This is a genomic window from Deltaproteobacteria bacterium, from assembly GCA_013151915.1.
GTDB lineage: Bacteria > BMS3Abin14 > BMS3Abin14 > BMS3Abin14 > BMS3Abin14 > BMS3ABIN14.
In genome coordinates, this window is the sequence record JAADHJ010000041.1 from 1 (window position 1) to 24873 (window position 24873).

General features: G+C 56.0%; 23 protein-coding genes. 2 read left to right on the forward strand and 21 right to left on the reverse strand.

The features are described from left to right. The 21 genes from gspN to GXP52_07910 all read right to left on the reverse strand — a co-directional run. Window positions 1–854 (reverse strand): type II secretion system protein GspN (gene gspN / locus GXP52_07810; protein NOY87186.1); only part of this gene is annotated, 854 nt, incomplete at its 3' end. Continuing rightward, window positions 851–1387, reverse strand: coding sequence for a type II secretion system protein M (locus GXP52_07815; protein ID NOY87187.1), 537 nt, complete (start codon window positions 1385–1387; stop codon window positions 851–853). The genes gspN and GXP52_07815, both read right to left, overlap by 4 nt. A 1-nt stretch (window position 1388) precedes the next feature. Beyond that, window positions 1389–2801, reverse strand: coding sequence for a hypothetical protein (locus tag GXP52_07820; GenBank protein ID NOY87188.1), 1413 nt, complete (start codon window positions 2799–2801; stop codon window positions 1389–1391). Window positions 2802–2806: 5 nt separating this feature from the next. Then, window positions 2807–3817, reverse strand: a complete 1011-nt coding sequence (gene gspK / locus GXP52_07825) for a type II secretion system minor pseudopilin GspK (GenBank protein ID NOY87189.1) — start codon at window positions 3815–3817, stop codon at window positions 2807–2809. 18 nt (window positions 3818–3835) lie between these two features. Then, window positions 3836–4234 (reverse strand): prepilin-type N-terminal cleavage/methylation domain-containing protein, encoded by a 399-nt coding sequence (locus GXP52_07830; GenBank protein NOY87190.1) that lies wholly within the window; start codon window positions 4232–4234, stop codon window positions 3836–3838. Beyond that, window positions 4206–4763 (reverse strand): prepilin-type N-terminal cleavage/methylation domain-containing protein, encoded by a 558-nt coding sequence (locus tag GXP52_07835; GenBank protein NOY87191.1) that lies wholly within the window; start codon window positions 4761–4763, stop codon window positions 4206–4208. Before GXP52_07835 ends, GXP52_07830 begins: the two co-directional genes overlap by 29 nt. After that, window positions 4756–5202 carry a type II secretion system major pseudopilin GspG gene (gene gspG, locus GXP52_07840; GenBank protein ID NOY87192.1) on the reverse strand — a complete coding sequence of 149 codons (447 nt, stop codon included), beginning with the start codon at window positions 5200–5202 and terminating at the stop codon, window positions 4756–4758. Before gspG ends, GXP52_07835 begins: the two co-directional genes overlap by 8 nt. 237 nt (window positions 5203–5439) lie before the next feature. Beyond that, window positions 5440–6663: a type II secretion system inner membrane protein GspF gene (gene gspF, locus GXP52_07845; GenBank protein ID NOY87193.1), complete on the reverse strand. Its 1224-nt coding sequence runs from the start codon at window positions 6661–6663 to the stop codon at window positions 5440–5442. Then, a complete protein-coding gene (gene gspE / locus GXP52_07850; GenBank protein NOY87194.1) occupies window positions 6650–8377 on the reverse strand; it encodes a type II secretion system ATPase GspE in 1728 nt (575 codons plus the stop codon). Before gspE ends, gspF begins: the two co-directional genes overlap by 14 nt. Beyond that, window positions 8374–10395 (reverse strand): type II secretion system secretin GspD, encoded by a 2022-nt coding sequence (gene gspD, locus GXP52_07855; GenBank protein ID NOY87195.1) that lies wholly within the window; start codon window positions 10393–10395, stop codon window positions 8374–8376. Before gspD ends, gspE begins: the two co-directional genes overlap by 4 nt. A 7-nt stretch (window positions 10396–10402) precedes the next feature. Beyond that, on the reverse strand, window positions 10403–11332 hold the full coding sequence (locus tag GXP52_07860; protein ID NOY87196.1) for a hypothetical protein: 930 nt from the start codon (window positions 11330–11332) through the stop codon (window positions 10403–10405). Between the two features lie 23 nt (window positions 11333–11355). After that, window positions 11356–13788, reverse strand: a complete 2433-nt coding sequence (locus GXP52_07865) for a hypothetical protein (GenBank protein ID NOY87197.1) — start codon at window positions 13786–13788, stop codon at window positions 11356–11358. After that, window positions 13785–16430, reverse strand: coding sequence for an alanine--tRNA ligase (gene alaS / locus GXP52_07870; protein ID NOY87198.1), 2646 nt, complete (start codon window positions 16428–16430; stop codon window positions 13785–13787). Before alaS ends, GXP52_07865 begins: the two co-directional genes overlap by 4 nt. Window positions 16431–16675: 245 nt before the next feature. Continuing rightward, window positions 16676–17863: a type IV pilus twitching motility protein PilT gene (locus tag GXP52_07875; protein NOY87199.1), complete on the reverse strand. Its 1188-nt coding sequence runs from the start codon at window positions 17861–17863 to the stop codon at window positions 16676–16678. Between the two features lie 14 nt (window positions 17864–17877). Beyond that, a complete protein-coding gene (gene recA, locus GXP52_07880) occupies window positions 17878–18909 on the reverse strand; it encodes a recombinase RecA (protein ID NOY87200.1) in 1032 nt (343 codons plus the stop codon). Window positions 18910–18996: 87 nt separating this feature from the next. Beyond that, the gene (gene thpR, locus GXP52_07885; protein ID NOY87201.1) at window positions 18997–19563 is read right to left on the reverse strand and encodes an RNA 2',3'-cyclic phosphodiesterase; all 567 of its coding nucleotides are present in this window, start codon (window positions 19561–19563) and stop codon (window positions 18997–18999) included. Continuing rightward, window positions 19560–20066 (reverse strand): CinA family protein, encoded by a 507-nt coding sequence (locus GXP52_07890; GenBank protein NOY87202.1) that lies wholly within the window; start codon window positions 20064–20066, stop codon window positions 19560–19562. Before GXP52_07890 ends, thpR begins: the two co-directional genes overlap by 4 nt. 81 nt (window positions 20067–20147) lie before the next feature. Then, window positions 20148–20636, reverse strand: coding sequence for a phosphatidylglycerophosphatase A (locus GXP52_07895; protein NOY87203.1), 489 nt, complete (start codon window positions 20634–20636; stop codon window positions 20148–20150). A gap of 148 nt (window positions 20637–20784) precedes the next feature. Continuing rightward, window positions 20785–21210, reverse strand: coding sequence for an RDD family protein (locus tag GXP52_07900; GenBank protein NOY87204.1), 426 nt, complete (start codon window positions 21208–21210; stop codon window positions 20785–20787). A gap of 37 nt (window positions 21211–21247) precedes the next feature. After that, on the reverse strand, window positions 21248–22264 hold the full coding sequence (locus GXP52_07905; protein ID NOY87205.1) for an NAD(P)-dependent glycerol-3-phosphate dehydrogenase: 1017 nt from the start codon (window positions 22262–22264) through the stop codon (window positions 21248–21250). Between the two features lie 17 nt (window positions 22265–22281). Then, on the reverse strand, window positions 22282–23316 hold the full coding sequence (locus GXP52_07910; protein NOY87206.1) for a 6-phosphofructokinase: 1035 nt from the start codon (window positions 23314–23316) through the stop codon (window positions 22282–22284). A gap of 517 nt (window positions 23317–23833) precedes the next feature. Here GXP52_07910 and rsmI point away from each other — a divergent pair. Then, entirely contained in the window at window positions 23834–24667 is an 834-nt protein-coding gene (gene rsmI / locus GXP52_07915; GenBank protein NOY87207.1) for a 16S rRNA (cytidine(1402)-2'-O)-methyltransferase, read from the forward strand. Then, complete coding sequence (locus GXP52_07920; protein NOY87208.1) at window positions 24660–24839, forward strand: hypothetical protein; 180 nt, start codon at window positions 24660–24662, stop codon at window positions 24837–24839. The genes rsmI and GXP52_07920 overlap by 8 nt, the downstream gene beginning before the upstream one ends. Window positions 24840–24873 lie beyond the last annotated feature (34 nt).

Genomic DNA, 24873 nt, shown 5'->3' on the forward strand with positions numbered 1-24873 from the left:
TACAGGCTGATCTTCGGATTTCCGACCGTTCCCCTCACCTGGACAGTGACGGATCCGTCGGTTTTTGCCCTGGCTCCGGCGAGAAGAAACAGGGGGGCCAGCCGCTTACGCGACGACGCCGAGGGACGCAGGCTAAGCGTCATATTGAGTCGGGAATTTTTGATATTCGATGGGAAAAGCAGGGCGGTTCCCCTGGCATCGCCGATGATGTCACCCTGAACGGTGGTCTCGCCGAGCGTGAGAAGATTATCCTTAACGGTCCAGAAAACAAGGGCCCGTGAGATTCCCAGAGACCCGGCGCCCAGAATGTCCATGGCGCCTCCGGAAAGCGAAGCGTCGCCAACCCGCGCGTTTCCCTTGCCGGATATCTTCCCCTTTCCATCGCTGTCCACGTCAAGATCCACATCGAGGGAAAGTCGGCCCGAAAGCTTCACGGGGAGGTTCTGCCCACCGGGGATGCGGGCAAGCTCAATCCCCTTTCCCCGGCCCTTGATGTGCCATGTCCGCCCTTCCTTCTCAAGGGTGACAGGCAGTTCTCCCCAGGGTCCTTTCAGGACAATCCCCGCACTCCTGTCATGTCCCACAAAGCTCTTCAGACCGAAGGACACCATCGCGTTTCCAAGGTTGACATGGGCACCGCCGATCATGGCGTCAAGCCCGGTCACCTTCAGGGACAGGGGGAAAACAAATGCGGCCGAATCCATGGACAGGACTCCCCCGGTAACATCCTTCATCCGCGCGTTCAGCATTTCAGCCATCCTGCCCCCGGGAAAGGTCGAAATCAGAAAGATTGCCGTTCCCGACAGGAAAAGAAGCAGGTAGACCACGTATCTGACAGCGCCGCGTCCCCTCATTTGCCCTCCAGGGTGCTGACCAACAACGTGACGTCAAGCAACTTGGGATCGTCGAAACGGGCCTTGATACGAATCCGCCTGGTTCTGACAAGGCGGTTCTCATTCTCCACGTTCTTCAGAAATCCAACGAGAGAACCAAGATCCAGCTTCTCCAGCCTGATCTCCACGGATGATTCCTCGATTCCCGATTCCATCTGAGTTTTCAGCGGTTTCATTGACGCGATTTTGTCCTGGACCCCTGATTCCCTGGCTCCCGATTCAAGTCGGGCGAGAAGTGAACCTTCATCCCGGGAGGACCCGATACGTTTTTCAAAACCGGACAACGATTGAGTCAGCTCCATATATCGGGTTTTCAGCTCCTCAAACCTGGCAAGCTCCTGTTTTTTTCGAACCGCCATACTCTGCCACCGGTCTCGCCTTTCCAGGGCGGGAGAGAGAACAAGGCTGTAGAGAAGGGTGCTGAGGACAAACAGTGCCCCCAGGACGATAACGATTCTCTCCCTTTCTGAAAGGCGGTGAAGGAAACTACGCAAGTTAAAGAACCTCCATCTGGAGACGGAAGGAGACCTTGGATGGGTCAGCGCCGACCCGCGCATTCTGAACCTTGACATCCTTGAACTTTCCGGATTTATCGAGGGCGCTTTTAATCCTGTCAATGACATCGAAGGATGGGGCCGTACCTTCCAGGCGGAGCCGACCCGAGTCCAGGGACAGCTCGTTGAGCTTCAGGTCCAGATCGCTGGGGATGGCCCGGCCAAGATCTGCCATTACCGAAAGTGCAGTCCTTCCGGAAAAGCCCGCGTAATCGGCCGCCTTTTTCTGAAGGGTGGAAATTTTCTCCTCCATCTGGGCCACCACATTGACGATTCTTGCATCCGGAAACATCATTTGAAAGGAGGATTTGAGTGTCCCTGCATAGGTCTGGTATTCGTCCTTCGCGGCAGTGTAATCACCCCAAAGGTATCCAGCGCCCAGGAGAACCACCAATCCGGCTAGGATCGCGGTCCGAAAACCGGCTTCTTTCAGGCCGGTAAGTATGTTTTCGGGCTTAAAAGGCCCCTGTCGAAGGTCGAACGGCAAAGATTCCCGGCGCCCAAGGGCCCGGAGGGCCAATCCCAGGGCGGGAAGGTATTGACCGGCCTCACCTGATACGGAGAAATCGCTTTCATTGAATACCGCCCAGTCCCTTGCCGTCTTAACCCTGGATACCCCAGCCTCATTGAACGCAGCCAACATCGGTTCGAGGAGAGAACCGCAGGCCAGGAGGAGTTCTCCTCCCTCGGCCAGGAGACCTGTCGTCATATCCACCAGATTGTTCAATTCCCCGGTGGGTTCACCGGCAAGCCGTCTCCTCCTTATTGCGACCGGCCTTCCGGAGGCAAGCCCCACGGCGATGGCCTCCCCCTCGCTGCAGTAAAGGATGCCGCCATCCCTGATCCCACCGAAGACGGACGCGGCGGCCAATCCCAGGGCGTCGGTCTGAATCGCCGCAGGGGAAATACCTGCGGGCAGAACCTTTAAAACCTCCCGGAGAAGTTCCTGTTCGCAGGCGACCGCCACACCTTTGCATCCATGCTTGTCCATGGTGAAGGGAATGAAATCGGAAACCGATTCATCGGACGGAATGGGGATTTCACCCTCAAGCTCTGAAGGAAGGACCTGGTTGATCCGTCGCCGCCCGGTAAACGGGAATGAAAGGGTCCGTTGAAAAGTGCGCACAGCGGGGATTCCCACAACGACCCTCTCCATAGAAAAGCCGTTTTCCACAACCAGCCTTAGAGCCGAGGACCAGCAGTCGTAGAGCGTCTCCCCCTCTCCGGGAAAAACAGCGGCGCGGTTAAGTGAAACTCCCCTCAAATTGGCGGAAAGTTCAACTACCGTGACGTTTCCACTCTCCTTAAGGGATATGCCTGTGCCTGTTCCGGCAAACATTTCCATAAGTGGCAAAATTATCAGAACCCCCTATAGTACACAAGGCTGACATGCTCTCCTTGCCTGGCGAAGACGCCGGCGGCTGTGCTGGAGGACCTTTCAGTCTCCCCGGTAATCACAGCGGAGAAATGACTGCTGTTGACATCGATCAGCGATAAAACCTGATTGTAGAGATCCTCGTGAAAATCCGCCACCCTCTCTTTCAGCTCGTTGGTTGTCTGAAACGGGGCATCGGACCTGACCGAAATGATCTCCTCGGCAAGATCGCGGTCGATTATGTAGTCCACGCCCCCTACCCCTTTCGGGGTCAGGGACATGAGAACCTCGGCAGACGCGGTATTGATATTTATTTTACCGTCCCGCCTCCCGTATATCGTGACAAATTTCCTTAGAGGAGGGATATCCCCTTCGCCGCGGTTCAGGAGGGCGTCGCCGACCCCTTTGACAAGAGCCAACTCACCCACAGTTCGAAGCCTTTCATTGGGGCAGGAATAGGGCCCGGGCAGATCCGAATAATACCGTTCCTCAGCCCCATTTTCCAGGGCGATGTTGTCCTCGTCCATCCAGTCGGTAAGGCTGTCGACAATCTCGTCCGCACGTTTGTTAGAGATGCCGAGAGATGTCAGCAGGGACCAGAGCCGGCCGGCCGCCTTTGCCGTCTCCTCATCGGTCTCGCCGTCATTGTTGACCAGAGCGTTGATGTCCAGTTTTCCCTCCTCGTCTTCGACCCTGCCGCTTACCCAACCGATATCAGCGATGGGTATTGTTCCAGCGGAATTGGCGGCTGCCCAATCGTCGCTGAATGAATCCACCTTGACATCGTCCTTCTCCAGGGCGGCCTGCACCAGGGCCAGGCCCGAGCGGGCGATATATTCGGTCTGAAGCTCGTAGGCGGCATTGTAAGCGATATCCTCAAACAGATTTACCCCGGCCCTTGTATCCAGCACCACCACGGAGAGGAGGAGCACCGCCACAATGGCCATAAGAAGGGCAACGCCCCTCTCCCCTTCCGAACGCGGTATTAATGCCATGGTGCCGCTCATGACATTTTATTCCGGCAGGTAGGCCACCACATGGTAGGATTCCTCCCTTGTGCCTTCCATCCACTTCACCGTGAGGCTGATCTCCTTGACCCCGGAAAATTCCGTATCGGTGACGGTGTCGGACCAGGTGTATATTCCTTTCTCATCCCTGGCTTCCTCCTGGGTGGAGTCGGGAACACCATTATAAATGATCCCTTCCATCTTCTCCCGGGCCAGGTAGGAGGCTCCCATGAGGCGGGCGGCGTGAAGGGTTCGGCGGCTGTTAAGGCCATCGGTCTGAAGAAGGACCAACAGGCCCGCCGCCAGGACGGCAAGAGCCGCTAGGATCTCCAGGAGGGTAAAACCATCCTCCCCCCCCTGGATGCTTCGTCGGAGGCTACGACGCAGGAAGTTCCACATACCCATCCTTCAGCCGAATCCCTCCGCTCAACATCTCCGGCTGAATACTCCAGACCCTCCCTTTTCTGTCCCCCACATGGATAATTGAAGGCTCGATAATCCCCCGGGGCGACAGATGGATCTCCCCTGTTCCCTCGTTTTTCTTCCCCTCACCGACCGTTATCACGTCCACTATCTTCATCCCTTCGGGAAGCCGTAGAATCCTGACATCCTCATCTGGAATATATTTGTCCTCCGGGCCAAAGTATGAAGCCGTGACGACCGACTGGTCCATATCAAAATCCAGCCTGTAGTAGCGCCTGAGGGTTACGGCCCGATCCCTGGTGAGCTGGATCAGCATTCCCAGCTTTCTGATGCCGCGATCCAGCTCCAACCCCGAGATATCGGGCAGTCTTGGCAGGATAATCCCGATGGCGATACCGATTATCACCATAACTATGACCAACTCCAGGAGGGTAAATCCCCCATCGGTAACGATTCTTCCACTCCGGGCATTTCCGGGGACGGGGTATCTGCCGCACGGTCTTCTACTCAAGGGTCCAGGATTCGATGTCCGCATCCTTTCCTTCGCCCCCTTCAACCCCATCGGCCCCATAGGAAACGATATCGAACTCTCCGTGCAGACCGGGAGAAAGATAGATGTAATCCCTGCCCCAGGGATCTGCGGGAACCTTTCCCTTTTCAAGATAGCCCCCATCACGGTATTTTCCGGGAACCGGATCGGTGGTGGGTTCCCTGACCAGGGCCTCAAGGCCCTGATCCGTAGTCGGATAAAAACCATTATCCAGATAATAGGTCTTGAGGGCCGTCTCAAGATTGGAAATGGTCACTTCAGCCTTCAAATGTCTTGCTTTCTCCGGTTCACCCAGGAACCGGGGGGCAACGATGGTAATGAGCGTCGCAAGAATGACCATGACCACCATGAGCTCGATGAGCGTGAATCCGTTCTCCCGTCCACCTTTTGGAATTTTCATTATCCTTCTCCTGTGAAAAAATCCAATTGCCGGCTTCTTTATATTTATGCTTCGTCCGGTCAATGCGTACCTGGATCAATACCGGAACAGGGAAAAACTTATTTAACACAGAGTACACAGGGTTTCACAGAGTTTCACAGAGTTTTTTCAAGTTAACTTCTTTGTCAAACCCTCTTCAAAACCCTGTGGAGCAGTCTGCGAAAGGCTGCGCTGTGTTAAAAGCTTTTGACTATACCTCTATCCCGATCTGACAAGCTGGTTCAGATCAAATATGGGAAGAAGCACCGCAAGGACAACAAACAGCACTACCCCGGCCATTAGAAGAATGAGGAGGGGCTCCATGACCGAGGTCAAAGCCTGAATGGAGGTGGTAACCTCCTCCTCGTAGGACTCCGCAACACCCGTCAACATCCCACCCAGTTCTCCGCTCTCTTCCCCCACCGCAACAACCCTCGGAACAAGGGGTGGAAAGACCGCGCCGGCCCTCAGGGCATCCGCCAGGGAACCACCGCGAGAGACGGACAGGGCGGCCTCTCCAACTGCCGAACTGAGAACCCGGTTCCCGAGTACCTGTCCCGCAACCTCGAGGGACTTCAAAAGCGGAACGCCGCTCTGAAGGAGAGACCCGAGGATGAAGCACATCCTGACGGTCGCGATCTTCAGGACAAGCCGGCCGAACACGGGCACTTTCAGCTTCAGACCGTCCACGACCGGCCCGAACCTGGCGCTGCCCGACAGGTTTCTATACAGAAGAAAAATCAGCACGACGGCAACGATAAGGGCAGGCCAGTAACGCGAGGCGAGATCGCTGACAACCAGCAGGATCCGTGTGGGCACCGGGAGGGTTCTGCCGAAATCCGAAAAGATTCCCACGACCTGGGGCACAACATAGGCAAAAAGAAAGAGCAGGAAGGTAAAACCGAGGATCGTCATGATAATCGGGTAGGTAAGCGCCGCCATGATCCTGCCCCGAAGACGGGTTTCCTTCTCCAGGGTGAGGGCCAGACGCGTCATAATGGTGTCCAGAAAACCTCCGGATTCCCCTGCCCTTACCATCTGTATAAAGATAGGCGGAAACACCGATGGATGCTCCGCAAGAGCTTCATGGAAAGATTTTCCTTCGTTAATCCCATTGCGGACACTGCTTAGCACCTTGCGGACAGCTGGTTTTTCTACCTGTTCCATGAGGGCTTCCAGTGCCTGAACGAGCGTGAGCCCGGCTTTAAGGAGCGTTGCGAGCTGACGGGCGGTAGTGGCAAGGTCTTTTCGGTTCATACGCTCGAAAAGAAAAAATTCCCTGGAAGAAGAATCGTCCTTCCGGGCAGCCGCGTTTTCCAGTGAAATTACGTAAAGCCCATTGGTCTTTAACCGTTCGCGGGCCGCATGCAGGGTGCCGGCGTCAACAAACCCGGCGCGCTTTCTACCCTTGGTATCCAGGGCGCTGTACTCAAACAGGGGCATGACCGGCCTCCTCCTGAGTAACCCTGAGAATCTCCTCCACCGTGGTCACTTCATCCAGGACCTTCCTCCCCCCGTCCTGCCGCAGGGTTCTCATGCCCTCCTCGATGGCTATCCGGTGAACCGTGCCGCTGTCAGGATTTTTCAGGGCCGCAGCCTTGATCCTGTCCGTCACCATGAGTAGCTCATAGATTCCCGTCCTGCCAACGTAGCCGGTCCCCAGACATTGATGACACCCCGCGCCCTTCCACAGACGGCCATCGGGTATCTCATTCGATTCCCAGCCGAGTTCTGCCAACTCCTCCTCAAGGGGAACGTATGTTTCTGCGCAGTGGGGGCAGATTTTCCGAACGAGCCTCTGTGCCAGAATGGCGGTGACGGAGGACGCCACCAGAAACGGCTCAACCCCCATGTCGATAAGCCGGGTAACCGCTCCCGCCGCATCATTGGTATGAAGGGTCGATAAAACGAGATGGCCTGTCAGGGAAGCCTGAATCGCAATCTCCGCCGTCTCCAGATCCCGTATCTCGCCTACCATAATCACATTGGGATCCTGCCGAAGGATGGATCGCAGCCCGTTGGCAAAGGTGAGATCTATTTTCGGGTTGATCTGGATCTGGCTTATCCCCCTGAGTTGATATTCCACCGGATCCTCCACCGTGATTATGTTCCTGTCGGCGGAGTTGATCCTGGTAAGCGCCCCGTAGAGGGTGGTTGTCTTTCCGCTTCCTGTTGGACCGGTCACGAGGGTAATGCCATGGCTGGAATGGACGATCCTTTCCATGGACCTGAGGTGATCGGAAGCCATCCCGATCTCCTCTAAGCCCAGCAGAACCTGGGATCGATCCAGGAGCCTTAAAACGCCCCGCTCTCCAAAACGTGTCGGCACGATGGACACCCGGATGTCAATGTCCTTTCCGGCGATCTTGATCCGAATCCTCCCATCCTGGGGCAGGCGCTTCTCGGCGATATCGAGGTCCGCCATAACTTTGACACGTGAAATTATGGGGGAATGAAGCCTCTTGGGCAGGGAGTGAACGTTGTGCAGGACCCCATCCACCCGGTAGCGAACGGAGAGGTCTCCCTCGAATGGCTCGATATGGATGTCGCTGGCCCTCTCCCGAACCGCTTCATAAAGGAGGGAATTGACGAAGCTGATAATGGGAGCCTCGTCGGAAGAGTCAAGGAGGTCCTGGGGTTCATCGAACTCGCCGGCATGAATGGCAAGGCCACCGTTATCAAGATTTTCAATGACCATATCGGCGGAGTCGGAGGATCTCTCGTAGGTCAGATTGATGGCCTCGGATATGGCCTTTCTTGTGGAAAGGACGGGTTTCACCACCGCTCCCAGAAAGACGCTGACGTTTTCAAGCACCTCATGATTCAGTTGATTTACCGCGACCCTGGTCTCCCCGGTTTCAGCATCCACGAAGGGATAAAGAAAGTGTTTACGCGCATATTGGATGGGGATCTGATGCCCTGCGGACCTCTCACGCACCCGGACCGAAAAATCCTCGATGAAGGGTACGCCGGACACATCCCCGAGCATATCAAGAATTTCGGTTTCCCCCAGCATTTTAAGGTGGAGAAGGGCCTCGTCCAGGGTCGTTCCCATCCTCTCCCCCTGGAGGTTCGCCTCCTCGACCTGGGCAATGGTCAGAAGGCCACGTTCCACGAGGGCCTCACCGAGCCTGTCCGAAAAAGCGTGTCCTTTCATTTTCCCTCTTTCCCGGGTTTGTCCGGGGCCTTCTCTCCATCAACAGCGGGGCGCTCCACCAACCCGGTATCTTCCATCCTCTCCATGGGGAGGAGTGTCTGCTTCCGGACACTGTATTGGGAGGCCTCCTGCATATCCTTCGGATTTGCGATAATATGAGGGGTGAGAAAGATCAGGAGGTTTGTTTTGCTCGCAACGGTCGACTCCTTGCGGAACAGAGCCCCGAGTATCGGCAGGCTTCCAAGCACCGGGACCCGGCTGACGACTTTGGTCTTGTCGTCCCTGATCAGCCCTCCGATAACCACCGTCTGACCATCAGAGACAACCACACTTGTATTGGCCTTGCGCTTGAGGGTCGTTGGGGCGATCTCCCGGGAAAGGCCGGTGTTGATGGTGTTGGCAACCAGAGCCTCAAGCTGGGTAAAGATATCCAGTTTGACAAACCGTTCGGAGTTGATCTGGGGGGTAATCCTCAGGGTCAGGCCCACATCCCGGTAATCGAAGGTGATGACCGGCTGATTGTTGGCATCAAACTTGGTGCTGGTCTGAAACGGAACGTTCTGGGCCACGACGATTTCAGCTTCATGGTTATCCATGGTCACGATAGTGGGGGTGGAAAGGATGTTCACGTCCGAATCCGTGCGGAGCAGACTGATGAGCGTTCCAAGGTTTGGAACGTCAACCACCTGACCGCCCACATTAAAGGAAATCGTCTCACCGAGGGCCCCGACGACAAGTCCGCTCGGGGTACTTGGAAATGAAGTGACCAGTGAATCCAACGCGCCGAAGGTGGATCCTCCAAACCCCAGGGTACCATTATTGAATTTGTTGGCGGCGCGCCATTCCACACCCATTGACAGCGTCTTGTCCATCGATACCTCAGCGATCAGGACCTCCACAAGGACCTGCTCCCGCGGCACATCCAGTTTCCTGATTACAGACTCCAGGACAGCGTAATCCTCGGGTTTGGCTGTGATCACCAGGGAGTTGGTCGCCGGATCCGAGATAATGGAAATATCCAGTTCAGGCGTGCCGGTTCTTGCTGCAGCCTGTCCCGGATTGCCGGAGGTTGCCTTGACCTGGTTCGATACCTGCTTCACAGGAATTCCCATGAGGACCTTGGACAGATCATCCGAATCCGCGTTCTGCAGGTAGTAGACGTGGATCTTCCCCTTCCCCGCCGGCATTGATACGTCCAGTTGTTTTACTAAAGCCTCCACCCGATCGAGGGTTTGGACGTCTCCTATGGCGATGATGGAGTTGGTCCTGTCATCCGGGATAATCTTTGTCTCCATCAGAGACGCCGCCTGCGCCGGCTGGATGCCCCTGGCCGAGCGGCGGGGCACGACCACCGGCCTGGATTGTTTCTGAATAATCTGGGTAATCTTCCCGGCGAGATCTTCCACGGGGGCGTAGTTCACCTTGATAGTGCGGATCTCTTCCCGCGCTCCGGCCACATCCACCACGGATATGATCTGGCCGAGGCGGGACAGGAGGGACTCGGTGGTGGTGATGATAAGCAGGTTTGTCGGGCCATAGGCGGTGATGCTGTCGCTCTTGGGGATAAGGGGCGCGAGCAGGTTCCTAAGGTCATCCGCGCTGGTGTATTGGACGTGTATGACCTGGGTTATGTACTGGTCCCCCACCTTTTTTTTGGCCGTAGCGCCTACCTCCGTGTCCATATTATAACTAGCTACGTTGGCCGCCGGTACGATCTTGTTGATCCTGCCGGCGGGGACCAGGGCATACCCCTTTACCCTCAGAATCGACAGAAACACCTGGTAGATCTCATCGGCAGTCAGGGATTTGGGGCCAACCATCGTAACCCGCCCCTGGACACGATCATCGATCAGGAAGTTTTTGCCGGTGATTTCGCTCACCGTCTCAATAACCTTCCGTATATCCACACCGTTAAAATCAATTTTATAGGCCGACGCGGCCAGGGCTTTCATGGGTATGGCCATGAGGATTACAGTAAGAAGGATCGCCGGAATTTTCCTGTGGATTTTCTTTTTCATGGCATTATCACCTTATTTCATAATGAAGGGTGAGATTTTTCCGGAACCGCTCAATCACCAGGGTGATGCGGCTTTCGTCCTTTAGCTGCTGGAACATCTGCAGGGCCTGTTCAGGACCGGATATCTCCAGCCCGTTTACCCGTTTAATGATGTCGCCGTTGACCATGCCCAACTTCATGAAGAGACTGTTGGGTCGGATATTAAAAACCTTGAACCCGTCCGGCTTCCCGTTGGAGAAGTGTGGAATCAGACGTACTTGGGTCAAAAGCTTGCTGAAATTCCCAAGAACTCCATCAACCTCTCTGCGGTCCATGACATAGTTATTGTCGGAAACCTTTCTGACCGTTATGCCGCCGGTGTTTTCCCTTCCGGAACGAACCGCCCGGACGCCGAACTTCCTCGCAGACGGGGCGGCGGCTCTTTCTGCAATCTTCTCCAGGACCTCCCGATGTCCGTTCCTCATCAGTATGACCCTGTTCCTGGCCACTGAGACCAGGGTCACCCCGTCGGCGACAAAATCCCCCGCAAAGTACAGCTGCTGCTTATTCGTACTGCTGTTTTGAATAATGGCGAATGAACGTCCACCCTTGACATTGACCACCGTCCCCAGCAGCTGGAGGGGAAGGGCGCTTCCCGGAAGACTCCCCCCGACGGCCGCGTTTTCGTTCTTATCGGAAGGGGTTTGACCGATACGACTGCCGAACAGGTTTCTGTGCAGTACCGCGGCCGCGTCGGCGTCTCCGCCATAACCTTTCCCGGAGGGGTTCTTGGATAAAACAACGGTTCGGGACCGCGCAACCGATTCGGCCCCGGGAGGAACAAAGGCGGTGAGGATGATCTGCGATGCAAAAAAGGCCGCCGCCATGATGAGAAGCAGGTCAACCGCCGTGAATATATATTTACCTGACTTTGACAGGGTCGTAAAAAGTCCATCCATGGCTCTTTACTCCACGGGTTCCATTACGGCGCAAGATCCGGGTTCTGGTAATCGGGATCAGCCAGATCACCGGAGAAAACCAACGGATAGATGGCACTTGGGAAATCTACAAGGTCCCCGTTCGTGTGATTATACGTTTCCAAAAAGTCTTTATATTGCAGATACGGCGGTTCCGATGCCAGGTTGGTGGCCCGGTTCATGGTAGAAATTTTGAGGATGCCCAAAAAATCACCGCCGATATTCTTCGAGAATACCGCCTCGCCGTACCTGTTGGTCTGATATCTGATTACCATCTGATTGACCTGGTCGGGGTCGGTCCCGGATTCAAGGAGGCCGGCAAAATCCGAGGCGGGCCGCTGTTGATAACTGTTATTGGGGGTGGCGGAGCTGTCGAGGGGCGACCCCATGATATCGCTGGCCAGGTTGAGCGGGGGAATGCCGGCCTCCATAAAGGAGAAGACCCTATGGTGGTTCACATTGGAAGAAGGTCCCGTCATCTGGAGGGCGCCGGACGCGGTGGAGGAGTAGTAGTATCCGTTGTAGGTATAAAAGGCGCCCAGTTTACCGTCGATGTGTGCGGCCGGCTCCCCGTTGTCCTGGATCACACGCCAGACGTACTCACCCTCGGGTGGGGTTGCCGCGGGATCCTGCCCCAGGGGGAAGCCGTCATAGCGGTAGGTCCAGCCCAGGGGATAGACGGTGGAGCCTGAAGACCAACGGACGCTGGAGAAGATGGAGGGCGATCCGGTGTCCCATACGGGGCCGCCTGAACCGGAGAGAGTCGAGGTGGTGGTCAACCACCTCGACGAACCGTTTCCCGCGCTGTCTATGGCAACGACGGCAAACCCGTAGGAAACATCGTTCACCATGTCCCCAACGGTGGCGGATGTGCCGGTGGTGTCGATGAAGGCGTAGGTCCCTGATGCGTAGGCGCCGGCGTCGGATGCGGCGACGGAGCCGGGCGCGTGGTACAGCCGGTAGGTAATGGTTGAAGATGCAGCTGCCGTACCCCATGAGGCGAGGACCGTCCCGGGGGTTCCCGGCGAAATGGTGAAGTTGGTGGCGATCCAGGAAGGTCCGGAAGTGGAACCCACCGGGACCGCCGGGACGGCGGAGATTGGCGTTCCGGCAATTCCGACGTCGCCGTTTGCCGCGAAGGGCTCAACACCGATGTAGTAGTTCGTCCCGTTGACAAGGCCGGTAAGTGTTACAGGGACCGGAGATCCGGTGTATGAGACATCTTTTCGAATGTATCTCGGGTCGTAAGTCTCGGTAGCTGAAGGGGCTGCATAAACATGATGGAGTATGGTTCCGGAGTTAAGGGAATTGTCCAGAACAAAACTCAATTCCCCACCCACGTCTGTCGCAATGGTTGAGGAAATGCTGGCGCTCCCCAGCGATGTACCCCCCGAAACAGGCGTAACGTTCCGGGTGGATGTGGCCGAAAGGGTGTCAAGGTTGGCGGATGCATCCCGGGCGCGAAGGCCGAAAGTGTACCCGGTTCCGTTTTTCAGCAGCAACGTGTCGTTGGGATAGGGAGCGCCGGGACCCACGGTGAAGAAGAGCGCCCCTCCTGCGGGGGCCCACTGAATACCCCTGACCACCAAGTTTTTCCCCCAATCAACGTTGTTCCACGAGGCCGTGGGCGCGTAGTAAAGATCGTAGGCGTCCGCCGGGTACCCATCCGTCCGGGAGGACCAGAGGATCGTCTGACCTGTGCCCGCCGCCCGCGCCCCCTGGAGACCCGCCAGCGGAACCTCCCAGTCGGGCTCGATGCCGGGCAGGGTGTTGGTGTATCCGGACGCATCCCGGATACCGAGGGGAAACCGGGTGTCGCCGTCCGTGTCCTGCCAGAGCTGGAATCTGAAACCAACCGTGCCGGTGAGGGATGGTTCCTGCCGCCACCAGAAGGTGGGCAGAATCGTCGACGCGAACTCATCGGTATCGCCCGCACGGTAAGGGGATGAGGTGTCCCGCCCGTCCGTCAGCCACTGGTTGTCAACAGGAGATACCTGCAATTCATCGAGGTAGACGGTGACAACCGTGATGAAGCCATCGGCGACAGGGACAGCCATTGTCGTATCTCCCACTGCGAAACCGCGATCGGCGTAGGCCTGGTACGTTCCCTCCGCGCCCTCCCCCGAGATGTGGCTCCCCCGGATGACCCACCCCCTGCCTCCCTGTGGGTCGAGGAGACTCGCCGGATCCACCTGGACCGTATGGACCCCGCCTACGGACAGGCTCTTAAATACCTGGCCCGTATTGCGTACGCCGGTAACAAGGGTGGTCCCGTCCACGCGGACCTGGACGCCGTCCACAGGAATCCCATTGGGATCCGCCCCTTCCATGACCTGAACGACGATGGCCGTTTCCTTGGGAAGCGGGATCCAACAGGCCGTGAGGGTCAAAGACAGGCCGAACAGAACAAGTAGGGACAGTGGTCCCCATTTTTTCATCCAGACATCTCCTGAAGCGTCGTCCCCACACGGCCGATAATCTCGTCCAGCCCTCCCGGCCGCTTGCCCCCTGCCTGGGCCATGTCCGGACGCCCGCCGCCTCTTCCATCCACGAGGGGGGCCAGCCGGTTTATCAATTCGGAGGCCGGGAAGTTTTCCACCAGGTCACGGCTCACCACGCATACCAGGTAGGCCTTGTTTTCATCCCTTGTTCCAAGGAGGACCACTCCGCTTCCGATTTTGTCCCTCATCCGGTCGGCGGTATCCCTCAGGGAGGTGGGATCCTGACCGGGCACCTCGGCTGCAAGGTACTTGATCCCGCCGGCCTCCTTAACCATGTTCGCCAGATCCGTCCCGCCTCCGGCCAATCCCCTCTGGAGATCCCGGATTTTCTTTTCCTGTTCCTGAATCGTCGACAGGAGTTTGCGAATTCGCGCCGGGAGTTCCGGAGCCGATACCTTCACCGCTTCGGCCATCTCCCGGAGGGCGTCTTCCTCCTCCCTGATCCTGCTCAGAACGCCGGCCCCTGTCACGGCCTCGATCCTTCGCACACCGGCAGCGACACTGGATTCCTGAAGAACCCTGAAAAGACCGATATCACCCGTCCGGTTCACATGGGTGCCGCCGCAAAGTTCCATGCTGACTCCCGGCACCGACACGACCCGGACCACATCCCCGTACTTTTCCCCAAAGAGGGCCATGGCGCCCTCCTTCATCGCCTCCTCGGAGGACATTTCACGGGTCTTGACGGAAATATTTTCCATGATATTCCCGTTGACAAGGTCCTCGATCCGTTCAATCTCCTCCCTGAGCAGGCCGGAAAAGTGGGTGAAGTCGAAGCGCAGGCGGCTGGGATTCACCAGGGATCCCGACTGTTTCACATGCTCGCCAAGGGTCCGTCTCAGTGCCGCCTGGAGAAGATGTGTAGCGGTGTGATTACGCCTGGTAGCTGATCTGGCGTCATGATCGATACGGGCGGTGCATATGTCGCCCAGTTTGACCTTAGCCGCATCCGGGAAACGGCAGTGGTGGACGACCAGGTCCGGCAGAGGACGGGTAGTGTTGAAAACGGATGCCTTGAATCCGTCGCCTTCCAGCAAACCGGTGTCGCCGGCCTGTCCGCCGCTCTCACCGTAGAAAGGGGTATGGTCCAGGACGAGCTCGATCTCGCCTTCGCCGGACCATGCGTCAAGCACACGCCCGCCCTCGGAAATTCCGACGATAGTGGCTGCGGCGTTTTCTTCTTCCTCGTATCCTATAAAATGGACGGTGCCGGTCTTTTCCCGAAGGGCTCGGTATACCGCGGGCACATCCTCTTCACCAGATCCCGTCCAGGCGGCTCTCGCCCGCTTTTTCTGAAGCTCCATTTCGCGGTTGAAACCCTCGACATCCACAGTCATACCGCTCTCGGAAGCGATATCCTCTGAAAGATCGAGGGGGAAGCCGAACGTGTCGTACAGGCGGAAGATCTCGTCCCCGGGCAGTTCCTTCAGGTTCCGGCTCCGTGTCTGCTCCATGAGCTCGGAAAGGCGCCGTAATCCTTGGTCCAGGGTCCTGACGAAACGTTCCTCCTCCAGATGTACGGCCTTGACCACGGTATCCATATTCTCTTCGAGCTCAGGGAAAGCGCCCCCCATATTCTTCCCAACGAGGGGACATATCCTGTACAGGAAAGGATCATCCAGGCCAAGCAGCTTCCCGTGCCGGGCGGCCCTTCTCATGATCCTCCTGAGGACATAGCCCCTGCCCTCGCTGGATGGGAAAACACCATCCGCTACCAGAAAAGTGACCGCGCGTATGTGGTCGGCTATCACGCGGAGGCTCACGTCGCTCCCCTCGGCGGCTCCGTATTTTACGCCGGAGATCCTGGATGCCTCCTGGAGATATGGAAAAACGAGGTCCGTGTGGTAGTTGCTGTCTTGGCCCTGAAGGACGGCGGTCAGCCGCTCAAGACCCATGCCCGTGTCGATACTGGGTTTTGGAAGGGGGGCTAGTTTTCCGGACTTATCCCGATTGTACTGCATGAAGACAAGGTTCCACAGTTCCAGGAATCGTCCACAGTCGCAGGCAGGCCCGCAGGTCTTCTCGCCGCACCCGTATTTCTCCCCCTGGTCATAAATGATCTCGGAACAAGGGCCGCACGGTCCCGTGTCGCCCATGGACCAGAAATTATCCTTTTCTCCGAGCCTGACGATCCTCTCGGTCGGGAGGCCGGCGATTTCTTCCCACAGGTCATAGGCCTCGTCATCGTCCTGAAAAACCGTAGCGGTGAGCCTGTCCGGATCCAGGTTTACTACCCTGGTCAGAAATTCCCAGCCGAAGGAAATGGCGTCTTTCTTGAAATAGTCCCCGAAGGAAAAGTTGCCTAACATCTCGAAAAAGGTATGGTGCCTGGCTGTTCTACCGACGTTCTCCAGGTCGTTGTGCTTACCTGATACCCTCATGCACTTCTGGGTAGATGTAGCTCTGACATAATCACGTTTCTCCAGCCCCAGGAAAAGGTCCTTGAACTGCACCATCCCGGCGTTAGTGAAGAACAGGCTGGGATCGCTCCGCGGGACCAGGGAAGAGCTTCCCACCCGTTGATGCCCCTTGCTCTCGAAATATTCCAGGTACGCTTCCCTGATCTCGGCACCCTTCAACTTTTTTCCTCCATCCTCTGGTAGGGTCGTAAAAAGTCCTTCAATGGCTTTTTACTCAACGGAAAGCGAAAAATGTCATTTTCACTTCCCTCACAAATCTTCGATTTGAGCGCCCCTAAGCGGGCGCTTTGATGGTAATAAGTCATCAACTTTGGTAGGGTCGTAAAAAGTCCTTCAATGGCTTTTTACTCAACGGAAAGCGAAAAATGTCATTTTCACTTCCCTCACAAATCTTCGATTTAACATCAAAACCTGTCGATCTGCATGCCGTCTGTCTTTGTGTCTCCCTCACCATTCCCGTTTTCCGACGGGACTTCCTGGTCTTTCTGCATTTTCTCAAACTCCACCCACGACTCATCGGTGGCATCAATGCCCTTGACCTTAAGCGCGAAATCGTCGGGACGCGTGCTTTGGCGAAGGGCTTCCTCGTATGTGATAAGCTTCCTTTTGAAAAGTATCATCAGTGCCTGGTCAAAGGTCTGCATCCCATACTGGGTATAACCGGCCCCGATGATATCGGTAATCTCGTGTGTCCGGTCCTTGTCGACTATGCATTCCTTAACGCGGTTGGTCGCAACGAGAATCTCCACAGCTGGAACCCTTCCCTTTCCATCGGACCTCGGGACGAGGCGCATGGAGATGACCCCCCGCAGGACCCCGGCCAACTGGATCCTGACCTGTTTCTGCTGATAGGGCGGGAATACAGAGATAATCCTGTTGATCGTCTCCGTTGCGTCCACGGTGTGGACGGTGCTCATGACGAGGTGCCCCGTCTCCGCTGCCACCAATGCAGTCTCGATGGTCTCAAAATCCCTCATCTCGCCGACCATCACCACATCGGGATCCTGCCTCAGTGCGCTCTTTAGCGCCGCTCCGAAGGACAGGGTGTCGGAGCCTACTTCCCTCTGGTTGATCAGGCTCTTGATGTCCCGGTGAAGGTACTCGATGGGATCCTCGATGGTCATGATGTGGGCCGTTCGTTTCTGATTGACATGATGGATCATGGCCGCCAGAGTAGTGGACTTTCCACTGCCGGTGGTGCCCGTAACGAGGATCAGTCCACGTGCTTGCATGGCAAGGGACTCCAGAACTTCAGGCAGGTTCAGTTCATCAATGGATTTGATTTTCACCGGTATGAGCCGAAAAACGATACCGATTGTCCCCCTCTGCTGGAAAATATTGACCCTGAATCGGCCAAGCCCGGGTACGCTGTAGGCCATGTCCAGTTCGCTGCTCCTCTTGAATCGATCTTTCTGCGCGTCATTCATGACGCTGAAGGCTATATCCATGACCTCTTCCTGGGTAACGCGTCTTGTCTGGGGAAGAGGGTGAAGCGCGCCATCCACCCGGATAACCGGTGGATTACCCACCTTCACATGGAGGTCAGACGCCCCGTAGCCCGCAGCTTGTCGGAGCAGTTGATTGATGTCCAGTGGAGCCTGCTCACTCATTCGGATTCTCCTTTTACCTCAGGTTCCCGGGGTACAATCTCGTAATGCTCCCTGACCTTCCCTTCGAGCTCCATGGTAACATCAGGATTTTCCTTGAGAAATTTCCGTGTATTTTCCCTCCCCTGTCCGATACGCTGTTCACCGTAGGAGTACCAGGCGCCGCTCCGACTGACCAGATCCGCATCCAGGGCCATATCCAACAGGGCGCCTTCCTTTGAAATCCCCTCTCCATTGATCAGGTCGAATTCGGCCTGGCGGAAGGGCGGGGCCATCTTGTTCTTGACAACTTTCACCCGAACCCTGCTCCCGATGGGAGTGTCTCCATCCTTCAGTGTGCCGATACGACGTATATCCATTCTGACGGAGGCGTAGAATTTCAGGGCGTTACCCCCGGTGGTCGTCTCCGGGTTGCCGAACATTACACCTATCTTCATCCTGATCTGATTGATAAAAACGAGGGCCGTCCTCGTCTTGCTTATGGCCCCTGTGAGCTTTCTCAAGGCCTGGGACATGAGCCGGGCCTGGAGCCCCATGTGGGAATCACCCATTTCACCCTCTATTTCGGCCCGGGGTACGAGGGCGGCCACCGAGTCGATGACTATGATATCGATGGCCCCGCTTCGCAGCAGCATCTCGGTAATCTCCAGGGCCTGCTCACCCGTATCGGGCTGCGATATGAGCATGTCGTTGGTTTTGACACCAAGCTTTCGCGCGTAGCCGATGTCAAGGGCGTGTTCCGCGTCGATAAACGCGGCAACTCCTGAACCCTTCTGGGCCTCAGCAATAAAATGGAGCGTCATGGTGGTTTTCCCCGAGGATTCCGGGCCGTATATTTCTGTGACCCTGCCGCGGGGGATGCCACCCACCCCCAGAGCAAGGTCCAGGGGCAAAGCGCCGGAAGATATGACGGGAATGTTCGGCAGCGGTTCATCCGACCCCAACCGCATTATCGATCCCTTGCCGAATTGCCTTTCTATCTGGCCGACAGCTGCTTCGATCGCTTTTTCTCTATCCTTATTCTGTGCCATTTTACACATCCTCCAGATGTTCCCGGCCTGGTAGCGCTAATAACCGAGGAATAATAGCAAATTCCATACCATTTTGCCATAAAGGGGCTACGTACCCCCGAGGAAGGGGAAAAACCGTATTACCTCATATTTCGCCCCGCCGGGATCGAGATAACTGCGGTAAAGAGACAGTCCCCTCGACTCCTGTTCCCCCCAGACACTATCCTGCATATTTCCCACTGCTGAGGCAAGTTGCTTGATATTGATATTTCCCTTGACCCTTCCGACCGTCACATGGGGGCGAAAACCTCTTCGTTCCCTCTTCCAGCCCATGGCAGCGGCAGCAGCCTCCAGCGAGTCCCAAACCTTTTCCAGGGAACCCGATGGCTCCAGGACACCGGCCCATATGATCCTCGGATTTGACAGAGTCGGAAATGCTCCCATCCCCGATACCGTGATGGGAAAAGGATAGACGCCGGATGTAATTCTCTCAAGGGTCGACTTCAGGGAATCTATCTTTTCGCCGGGGGTTTCGCCCAGAAATTTCAGGGTCAGGTGAATTCCATCAGGTTTTACCCACCTGACGGGAACACGGGTCCTCCTCAGTTCGTCCACAGCGGCTTTAAGAGCATCCCTGATCTTTTCGTCCAGGGCCAGGGCGACAAACAGCCTCATGAATCCGTTTTCTCCAAGGCTTCCACCAGAAATTCAAGAGCTTTGGAGACCGTCAACTCCCTTATCTCTTTCCGGCTGCCGGCAAGAGATAACATTTTCGACTCAAGCCCCTTTGGGGTCTTCACAGCGATATGAACCGTACCGGGGGGTTTTTGATCGGAACTTCCCGGGCCGGCCACGCCGGTTATGGACAGACCCACCTGCACCCCTGTTGCGCGAACAACGCCAACGGCCATTGTGCGTGCGACAGCCTCGCTTACCGCACCCTCCTTATCTATCAGTTCGGACGGAACACCGAGAAGCGCAATCTTCAACTGGTTGGAATAGGCGATCACCCCACCCGAAAAATATTCGGAGCTTCCAGGCACAGAGGTAATTCTGCTCCCGACCATTCCACCGGTACAGGATTCGGCCACCGCGATACGCCATCGATTCCGTTTACAGATGGGGCCCAGCTTATTCTCAGGTTCCATGTTTGATAGGGTCGTAAAAAGTCCATCCATGGCTTTTTACTCCACGGAAAGTGAAAATGGGCGCTACGATGACTTTTTACGAAGTCATCATAGTTTCCGCCGGTTTTGGCATCAAAGAAACATCCACTCCATGACCCGGAGCGCGCCCCAGGAAAACAGGCCGGCCATTATGTCATCGGCGACTATACCGTACCCTCCGGGTAGTGTCTCCTCCAGCCACCTCGCGGGTTGAAGTTTTGTTACGTCGAAGAACCTGAAGAGAAGGAAACCGGCCGCAATGTGGAGAAGATCCGGAGGCGACCCGGCCATGGTGACCAGGTACCCCGCGATTTCGTCGATGACAACCGGTTTGGGATCTTTGGCCCCCAGGAGAATCTCCATCCTGGATGAGACCGGGATGCCTACAAGAGCAACAGCGATAGCACCCGCCAGAACTCCCGCACCGCCCCACCAGTGCGAGAGAAAAAGGAAAAGGGGGATGGCGGCAACTGTTCCGGCTGTCCCCGATGCCACCGGAAAATAGCCGGCCCCCAACCCCGTGGATATAATTCGAACAAAAGCGTCCTTCATCATTGATAGGGTCGTAAAAAGTCCATCCATGGCTTTTTACTCAACGGAAAGCGAAAAATGTCATTTTCACTCTCCTCACAAATCTTCGATTTGCGCGCCCCTAAATGGGCGCGTTGATGACTTTTGCAAAGTCATCTTATTTGATAGGGTCGTAAAAAGTCTATCCATGGTATTTTGATCAGCGAAGCCTCTCGACCACATGGGTGTCGGCAATCCGGTCACCCAGACGTTCTCCTGTCTCGTCCACAAATACGAGCCACATCTCGACGAGGATAAGGGGAATCGCTGCAATGACCAGCAGTATCCATCCAAGAATCGGAATGGCGGCGAACAGGAACAGGAGGACAAAAGGAAGGTTGCGGAAGATTGAGGACTTCAGGTCGCACGGGCTGCCATCCCTCATGAGCACCTCAAGCCCAAACACCATCTTTCCCAGGCTCTGACCCTTCTGAATGCCATCGGCGACGGCCAGATAGATAAGCCCCAGGATAATTCCTGCAGGCGGGATAAAAAGAGCGAGGGCCCAGGCAACCAGGAAATCCACCAGCCTGGCCATTACCCTTTTCAGGATGCTCGCCTTGTGCATATCTCCATCATACACCATCGTGGTTCCCCTCCTCCGGGTCAGGATTTTCTTTCACTCAAGAACCCTCCTCCTTGAGGGAGCGGCTCAGAAGGCTCTTTAGAGCGGACCGGGCGTCTTTACCCTCGTACAGGACCATGAAGACCTCCCTTGCTATGGGCATCTCGACCCCGGTCCTGGCGGCCAGCCCGCGGGCGGACCGTGTCGTCCTGACTCCCTCGGCGATCATGGGTGACGATCCGATTATCTCATCCAGTGATTCGCCTCGGCCCAGCCTCAGTCCAAGCGTCCTGTTGCGTGAAAGGTCCCCCGTACAGGTAAGAACCAGGTCCCCGACACCGGCAAGCCCCTGAAAGGTCAAAGGTTCCGCTCCCAAGGCAACGCCAAGACGAGTAATTTCAGCAAGGCCCCTGGTAATAAGCGCCGCCCTGGCATTGAGCCCCAACTGGAGGCCGTCGCACATGCCCACAGAGATAGCCATGACGTTCTTCAGTGCCCCCGCGATTTCTACACCGATTGGATCCATGTTGGTGTAGAGCCGAAAGGTCTCAGCCGCGAGGACCTCCTGAACTACTGTGTTGTGGCGGCTGTCCATGCCCGCGATGACAGCGGCGGCGGGCAGCCCCATGGAAACCTCCCTGGCGAAGGTGGGACCCGACAGGGTCACCTTCCTTTTCAAGACTTCCTGTCCCAGGGTGTCGGCAAGAACCCCGTTCGCCGTCAGGTATGTACCCTCCTCAATTCCCTTCGTTGCATTGACGATTATGGCGTCTACCGGCAGGAAAAACCGCGCTTTATCCCAGACCTCCCTGATCACATGGGACGGAACAACGGAGAGAACCATCTGTGCGCCGGCCAGGCACTCCTCCAGGCTTGCGGTGGGGATTATCCCGGAAGGCAGCATGATCCCCGGAAGAAAGACATCGTTCTCCCTTGTCCGGGCCATCCTCCGGGCCAGATCCTCCTCGAATACCCACAGGGAAACCGGTATTTCCAACCGGGCACAGTGGACGGCGAGGGCCGTACCCCAGCTGCCGCCCCCGATAACGGCGATTTTCGATGGTCGTTCACCCATGTGATTCTTTTGTCTCTTTACCCAAAGAAGATCTCCGCGATCTTATAGATATTCATATCCACGGTCTTCAGTTTCCTGACCGCGTCTTCGAGACTGACGGAATCGATATGTCCACCCACGAGGGCGGCCATGGTCCCGAATTTACCCTCATGAACAAGGTCATGGGCCTTGACACCGTAAATGGTAGCCAGGATACGGTCATGGGGTGTCGGGGACCCTCCCCTCTGGACATGCCCCAATACCGTAACCCTGCTCTCGAATCCGGTCCTGTTTTCAAGTTCTTTGGCGAGGAATTGGCCGATGCCGCCCAGACGCGCGTGACCGAACTCGTCCAGTTCCTCGGATTGTTTGATAAGACCCTGGTCATTTTTTGAACCCATGTGGGCACCTTCTGCAGCCACAACGATGGAAAAGTTCTTTCCACGCGAATGTCTGGCCTTGATAACCTCGGCCACCTCGTCGAGATTAAACGGCTTCTCAGGGATCAGGATAACGTCCGCGCCGCCTGCGAGGCCGGAGTATACGGCAATCCATCCCGCTTGCCTGCCCATCACCTCAACAACCATTACGCGGTCGTGGGATTCGGCGGTGGTGTGCAGCCGGTCTATGGCTTCCGTTGCCACCGTCACCGCCGTATCGAAACCAAAGGTAAAATCGGTCCCGGAAAGATCATTATCGATGGTCTTCGGAACACCCACGACAGGCAGACCCATTTTGAACAATTTATTCGCCACGCCCAGTGTATCATCACCACCTATGGCGATGAGTCCGTCCAGGTTAAACCGCTTGAAGGTAGCAACGACCTTTTCACTGCCGCCATCCTCTTTGAAAGGGTTGGTACGCGAAGTGTGAAGGATAGTGCCGCCTCGATGTATCAGGCCGGAAACGGAACGCTGGGTCAACTCCTCGTGCTGACCGGTAAGCATCCCCTGCCAGCCATGGTGAATCCCAAGAATGGCGTCACCTTCCCGAACACCCTTGCGAACTACGGCACGGATGACTGCATTAAGCCCGGGGCAATCCCCGCCTCCCGTCAGAATTCCAATCCTCATTGTACTTTCCTCCATCGCCGACAGTGGCCTGAAAAATTATCAGAGGGTTCATTACCTGTCAAACAACCTTTCCAACATTGATAGGGTCGTAAAAAGTCCGTTAATGGCTTTTTACTCCACGGAAAGCGAAAAGTGTCATTTTCACTTTCCTTACAAATAAACAACTTGCGCTGCAAGTTGTTTATTTGGGCGCCCATTAGTGGGCGCATTGATGACTTTTTGCGAGTCTGTCAATATTGATCATTATACCTGAGTTTCATCCGGTTAATGCGCATCTTATTGCATTATCGCCAATTGGTCCAACCCCGCGGGAGACGGCCCAGTGTCCAGAGGGGAAGAACAGATACGGGGATTGGACATTTTTCTTTCTCTGCTCTATAGGTTGGAGGACTGAACCATCACGATAATGCACATCCATCGTCGATCCATCTCACGCGCAAGCCGTGGACCCGTGGTGAAAAATTTTTCCGCAAGGGCGTGATGCAACCGCCCGATTTGTTTAGAGGAGGCTCTGAAGTTGAAGCCCGGCATCCTTTATGTGGTCGCGACACCCATCGGCAACCTTGATGACATCACCCACCGGGCAGTCCTGACCCTCCAGTCCATCTCTATTGTTGCAGCCGAGGACACCCGCCGAACACGCAATCTCCTTAATCATCTCGATATCGCAAAACGCCTTGTCAGCTACCGGGAGGAAAACAGGGAAGCGGCCTCCATAGGGATACTGGAGGCCCTGGAGAATGGCCAATCCGTTGCCCTGGTAACTGATGCCGGCACACCCGGGCTTTCGGATCCGGGTCACCACCTCGTCAGGGCCGCCCTTGACAGGGGCATTCAGATCGTACCGGTTCCAGGCCCCAACGCCCTGGGAGCCGCCCTTAGTGTGTCTGGGATGTCCCTTGAGAGATTTATTTTCGAGGGGTTTTTGCCGACGCGCAGCGCGGCCAGGAAAAGGCGGCTCGGGGAACTGGCCTATGCAGGCTATCCCCTGGTAATCTATGAGTCACCCCACCGAATCCGGGATACACTGGCCGATATCATGGAGGTCCTGGGCAACCGTGAGGCCATGATCGCCCGCGAGATTACCAAAATCTACGAAGAATTCCTGCGCGGATCAGTTAAGAATATTCTCGACATGATGGAGAACCGGAAGATCAAGGGAGAAATCACACTTCTTCTGGCAGGGGGCGAGGCTCCCCGCCTTCCCATGGATCTGGATAGAGCCATTAATGAGATGAGACAGGCCGGCCTGTCCGCAAAACAGACGGCGGTGATCCTTTCGGACCTTGCCGGGGAGAACCGGCGGAAGATCTACAAAAAGGCCTGCGAAGTGAGGAGCAAATATGGATGAAAAACAGATACGGAAGATTATCGAGAAACACATGGTTGACGGAAAGCTGTCCTGCGCCGATGCCCATCATATCGCAGATGAGAACAGGATACACCTGACAACCATCGGCAGAATCTGCAACGAAGGAGAGGAGCAGATTCGGATCACAAAGTGCATGCTGGGGTGTTTTTAACCTTTGGGTCACCCTGGAAATGAGTACCTGGATG

Excerpts from the sequence above, each read along its gene's own strand:
- gspK (NOY87189.1), bottom strand. The coding sequence starts at position 3,817 with ATGGCATTAATACCGCGTTCGGAAGGGGAGAGGGGCGTTGCCCTTCTT.
- GXP52_07830 (NOY87190.1), bottom strand. The coding sequence starts at position 4,234 with ATGGGTATGTGGAACTTCCTGCGTCGTAGCCTCCGACGAAGCATCCAG.
- gspG (NOY87192.1), bottom strand. The coding sequence starts at position 5,202 with ATGAAAATTCCAAAAGGTGGACGGGAGAACGGATTCACGCTCATCGAG.
- gspF (NOY87193.1), bottom strand. The coding sequence starts at position 6,663 with ATGCCCCTGTTTGAGTACAGCGCCCTGGATACCAAGGGTAGAAAGCGC.
- gspE (NOY87194.1), bottom strand. The coding sequence starts at position 8,377 with ATGAAAGGACACGCTTTTTCGGACAGGCTCGGTGAGGCCCTCGTGGAA.
- gspD (NOY87195.1), bottom strand. The coding sequence starts at position 10,395 with ATGAAAAAGAAAATCCACAGGAAAATTCCGGCGATCCTTCTTACTGTA.
- GXP52_07860 (NOY87196.1), bottom strand. The coding sequence starts at position 11,332 with ATGGATGGACTTTTTACGACCCTGTCAAAGTCAGGTAAATATATATTC.
- GXP52_07865 (NOY87197.1), bottom strand. The coding sequence starts at position 13,788 with ATGAAAAAATGGGGACCACTGTCCCTACTTGTTCTGTTCGGCCTGTCT.
- recA (NOY87200.1), bottom strand. The coding sequence starts at position 18,909 with ATGGCACAGAATAAGGATAGAGAAAAAGCGATCGAAGCAGCTGTCGGC.
- thpR (NOY87201.1), bottom strand. The coding sequence starts at position 19,563 with ATGAGGCTGTTTGTCGCCCTGGCCCTGGACGAAAAGATCAGGGATGCT.
- GXP52_07890 (NOY87202.1), bottom strand. The coding sequence starts at position 20,066 with ATGGATGGACTTTTTACGACCCTATCAAACATGGAACCTGAGAATAAG.
- GXP52_07895 (NOY87203.1), bottom strand. The coding sequence starts at position 20,636 with ATGGATGGACTTTTTACGACCCTATCAATGATGAAGGACGCTTTTGTT.
- GXP52_07900 (NOY87204.1), bottom strand. The coding sequence starts at position 21,210 with ATGGTGTATGATGGAGATATGCACAAGGCGAGCATCCTGAAAAGGGTA.
- GXP52_07905 (NOY87205.1), bottom strand. The coding sequence starts at position 22,264 with ATGGGTGAACGACCATCGAAAATCGCCGTTATCGGGGGCGGCAGCTGG.
- GXP52_07910 (NOY87206.1), bottom strand. The coding sequence starts at position 23,316 with ATGAGGATTGGAATTCTGACGGGAGGCGGGGATTGCCCCGGGCTTAAT.
- GXP52_07920 (NOY87208.1), top strand. The coding sequence starts at position 24,660 with ATGGATGAAAAACAGATACGGAAGATTATCGAGAAACACATGGTTGAC.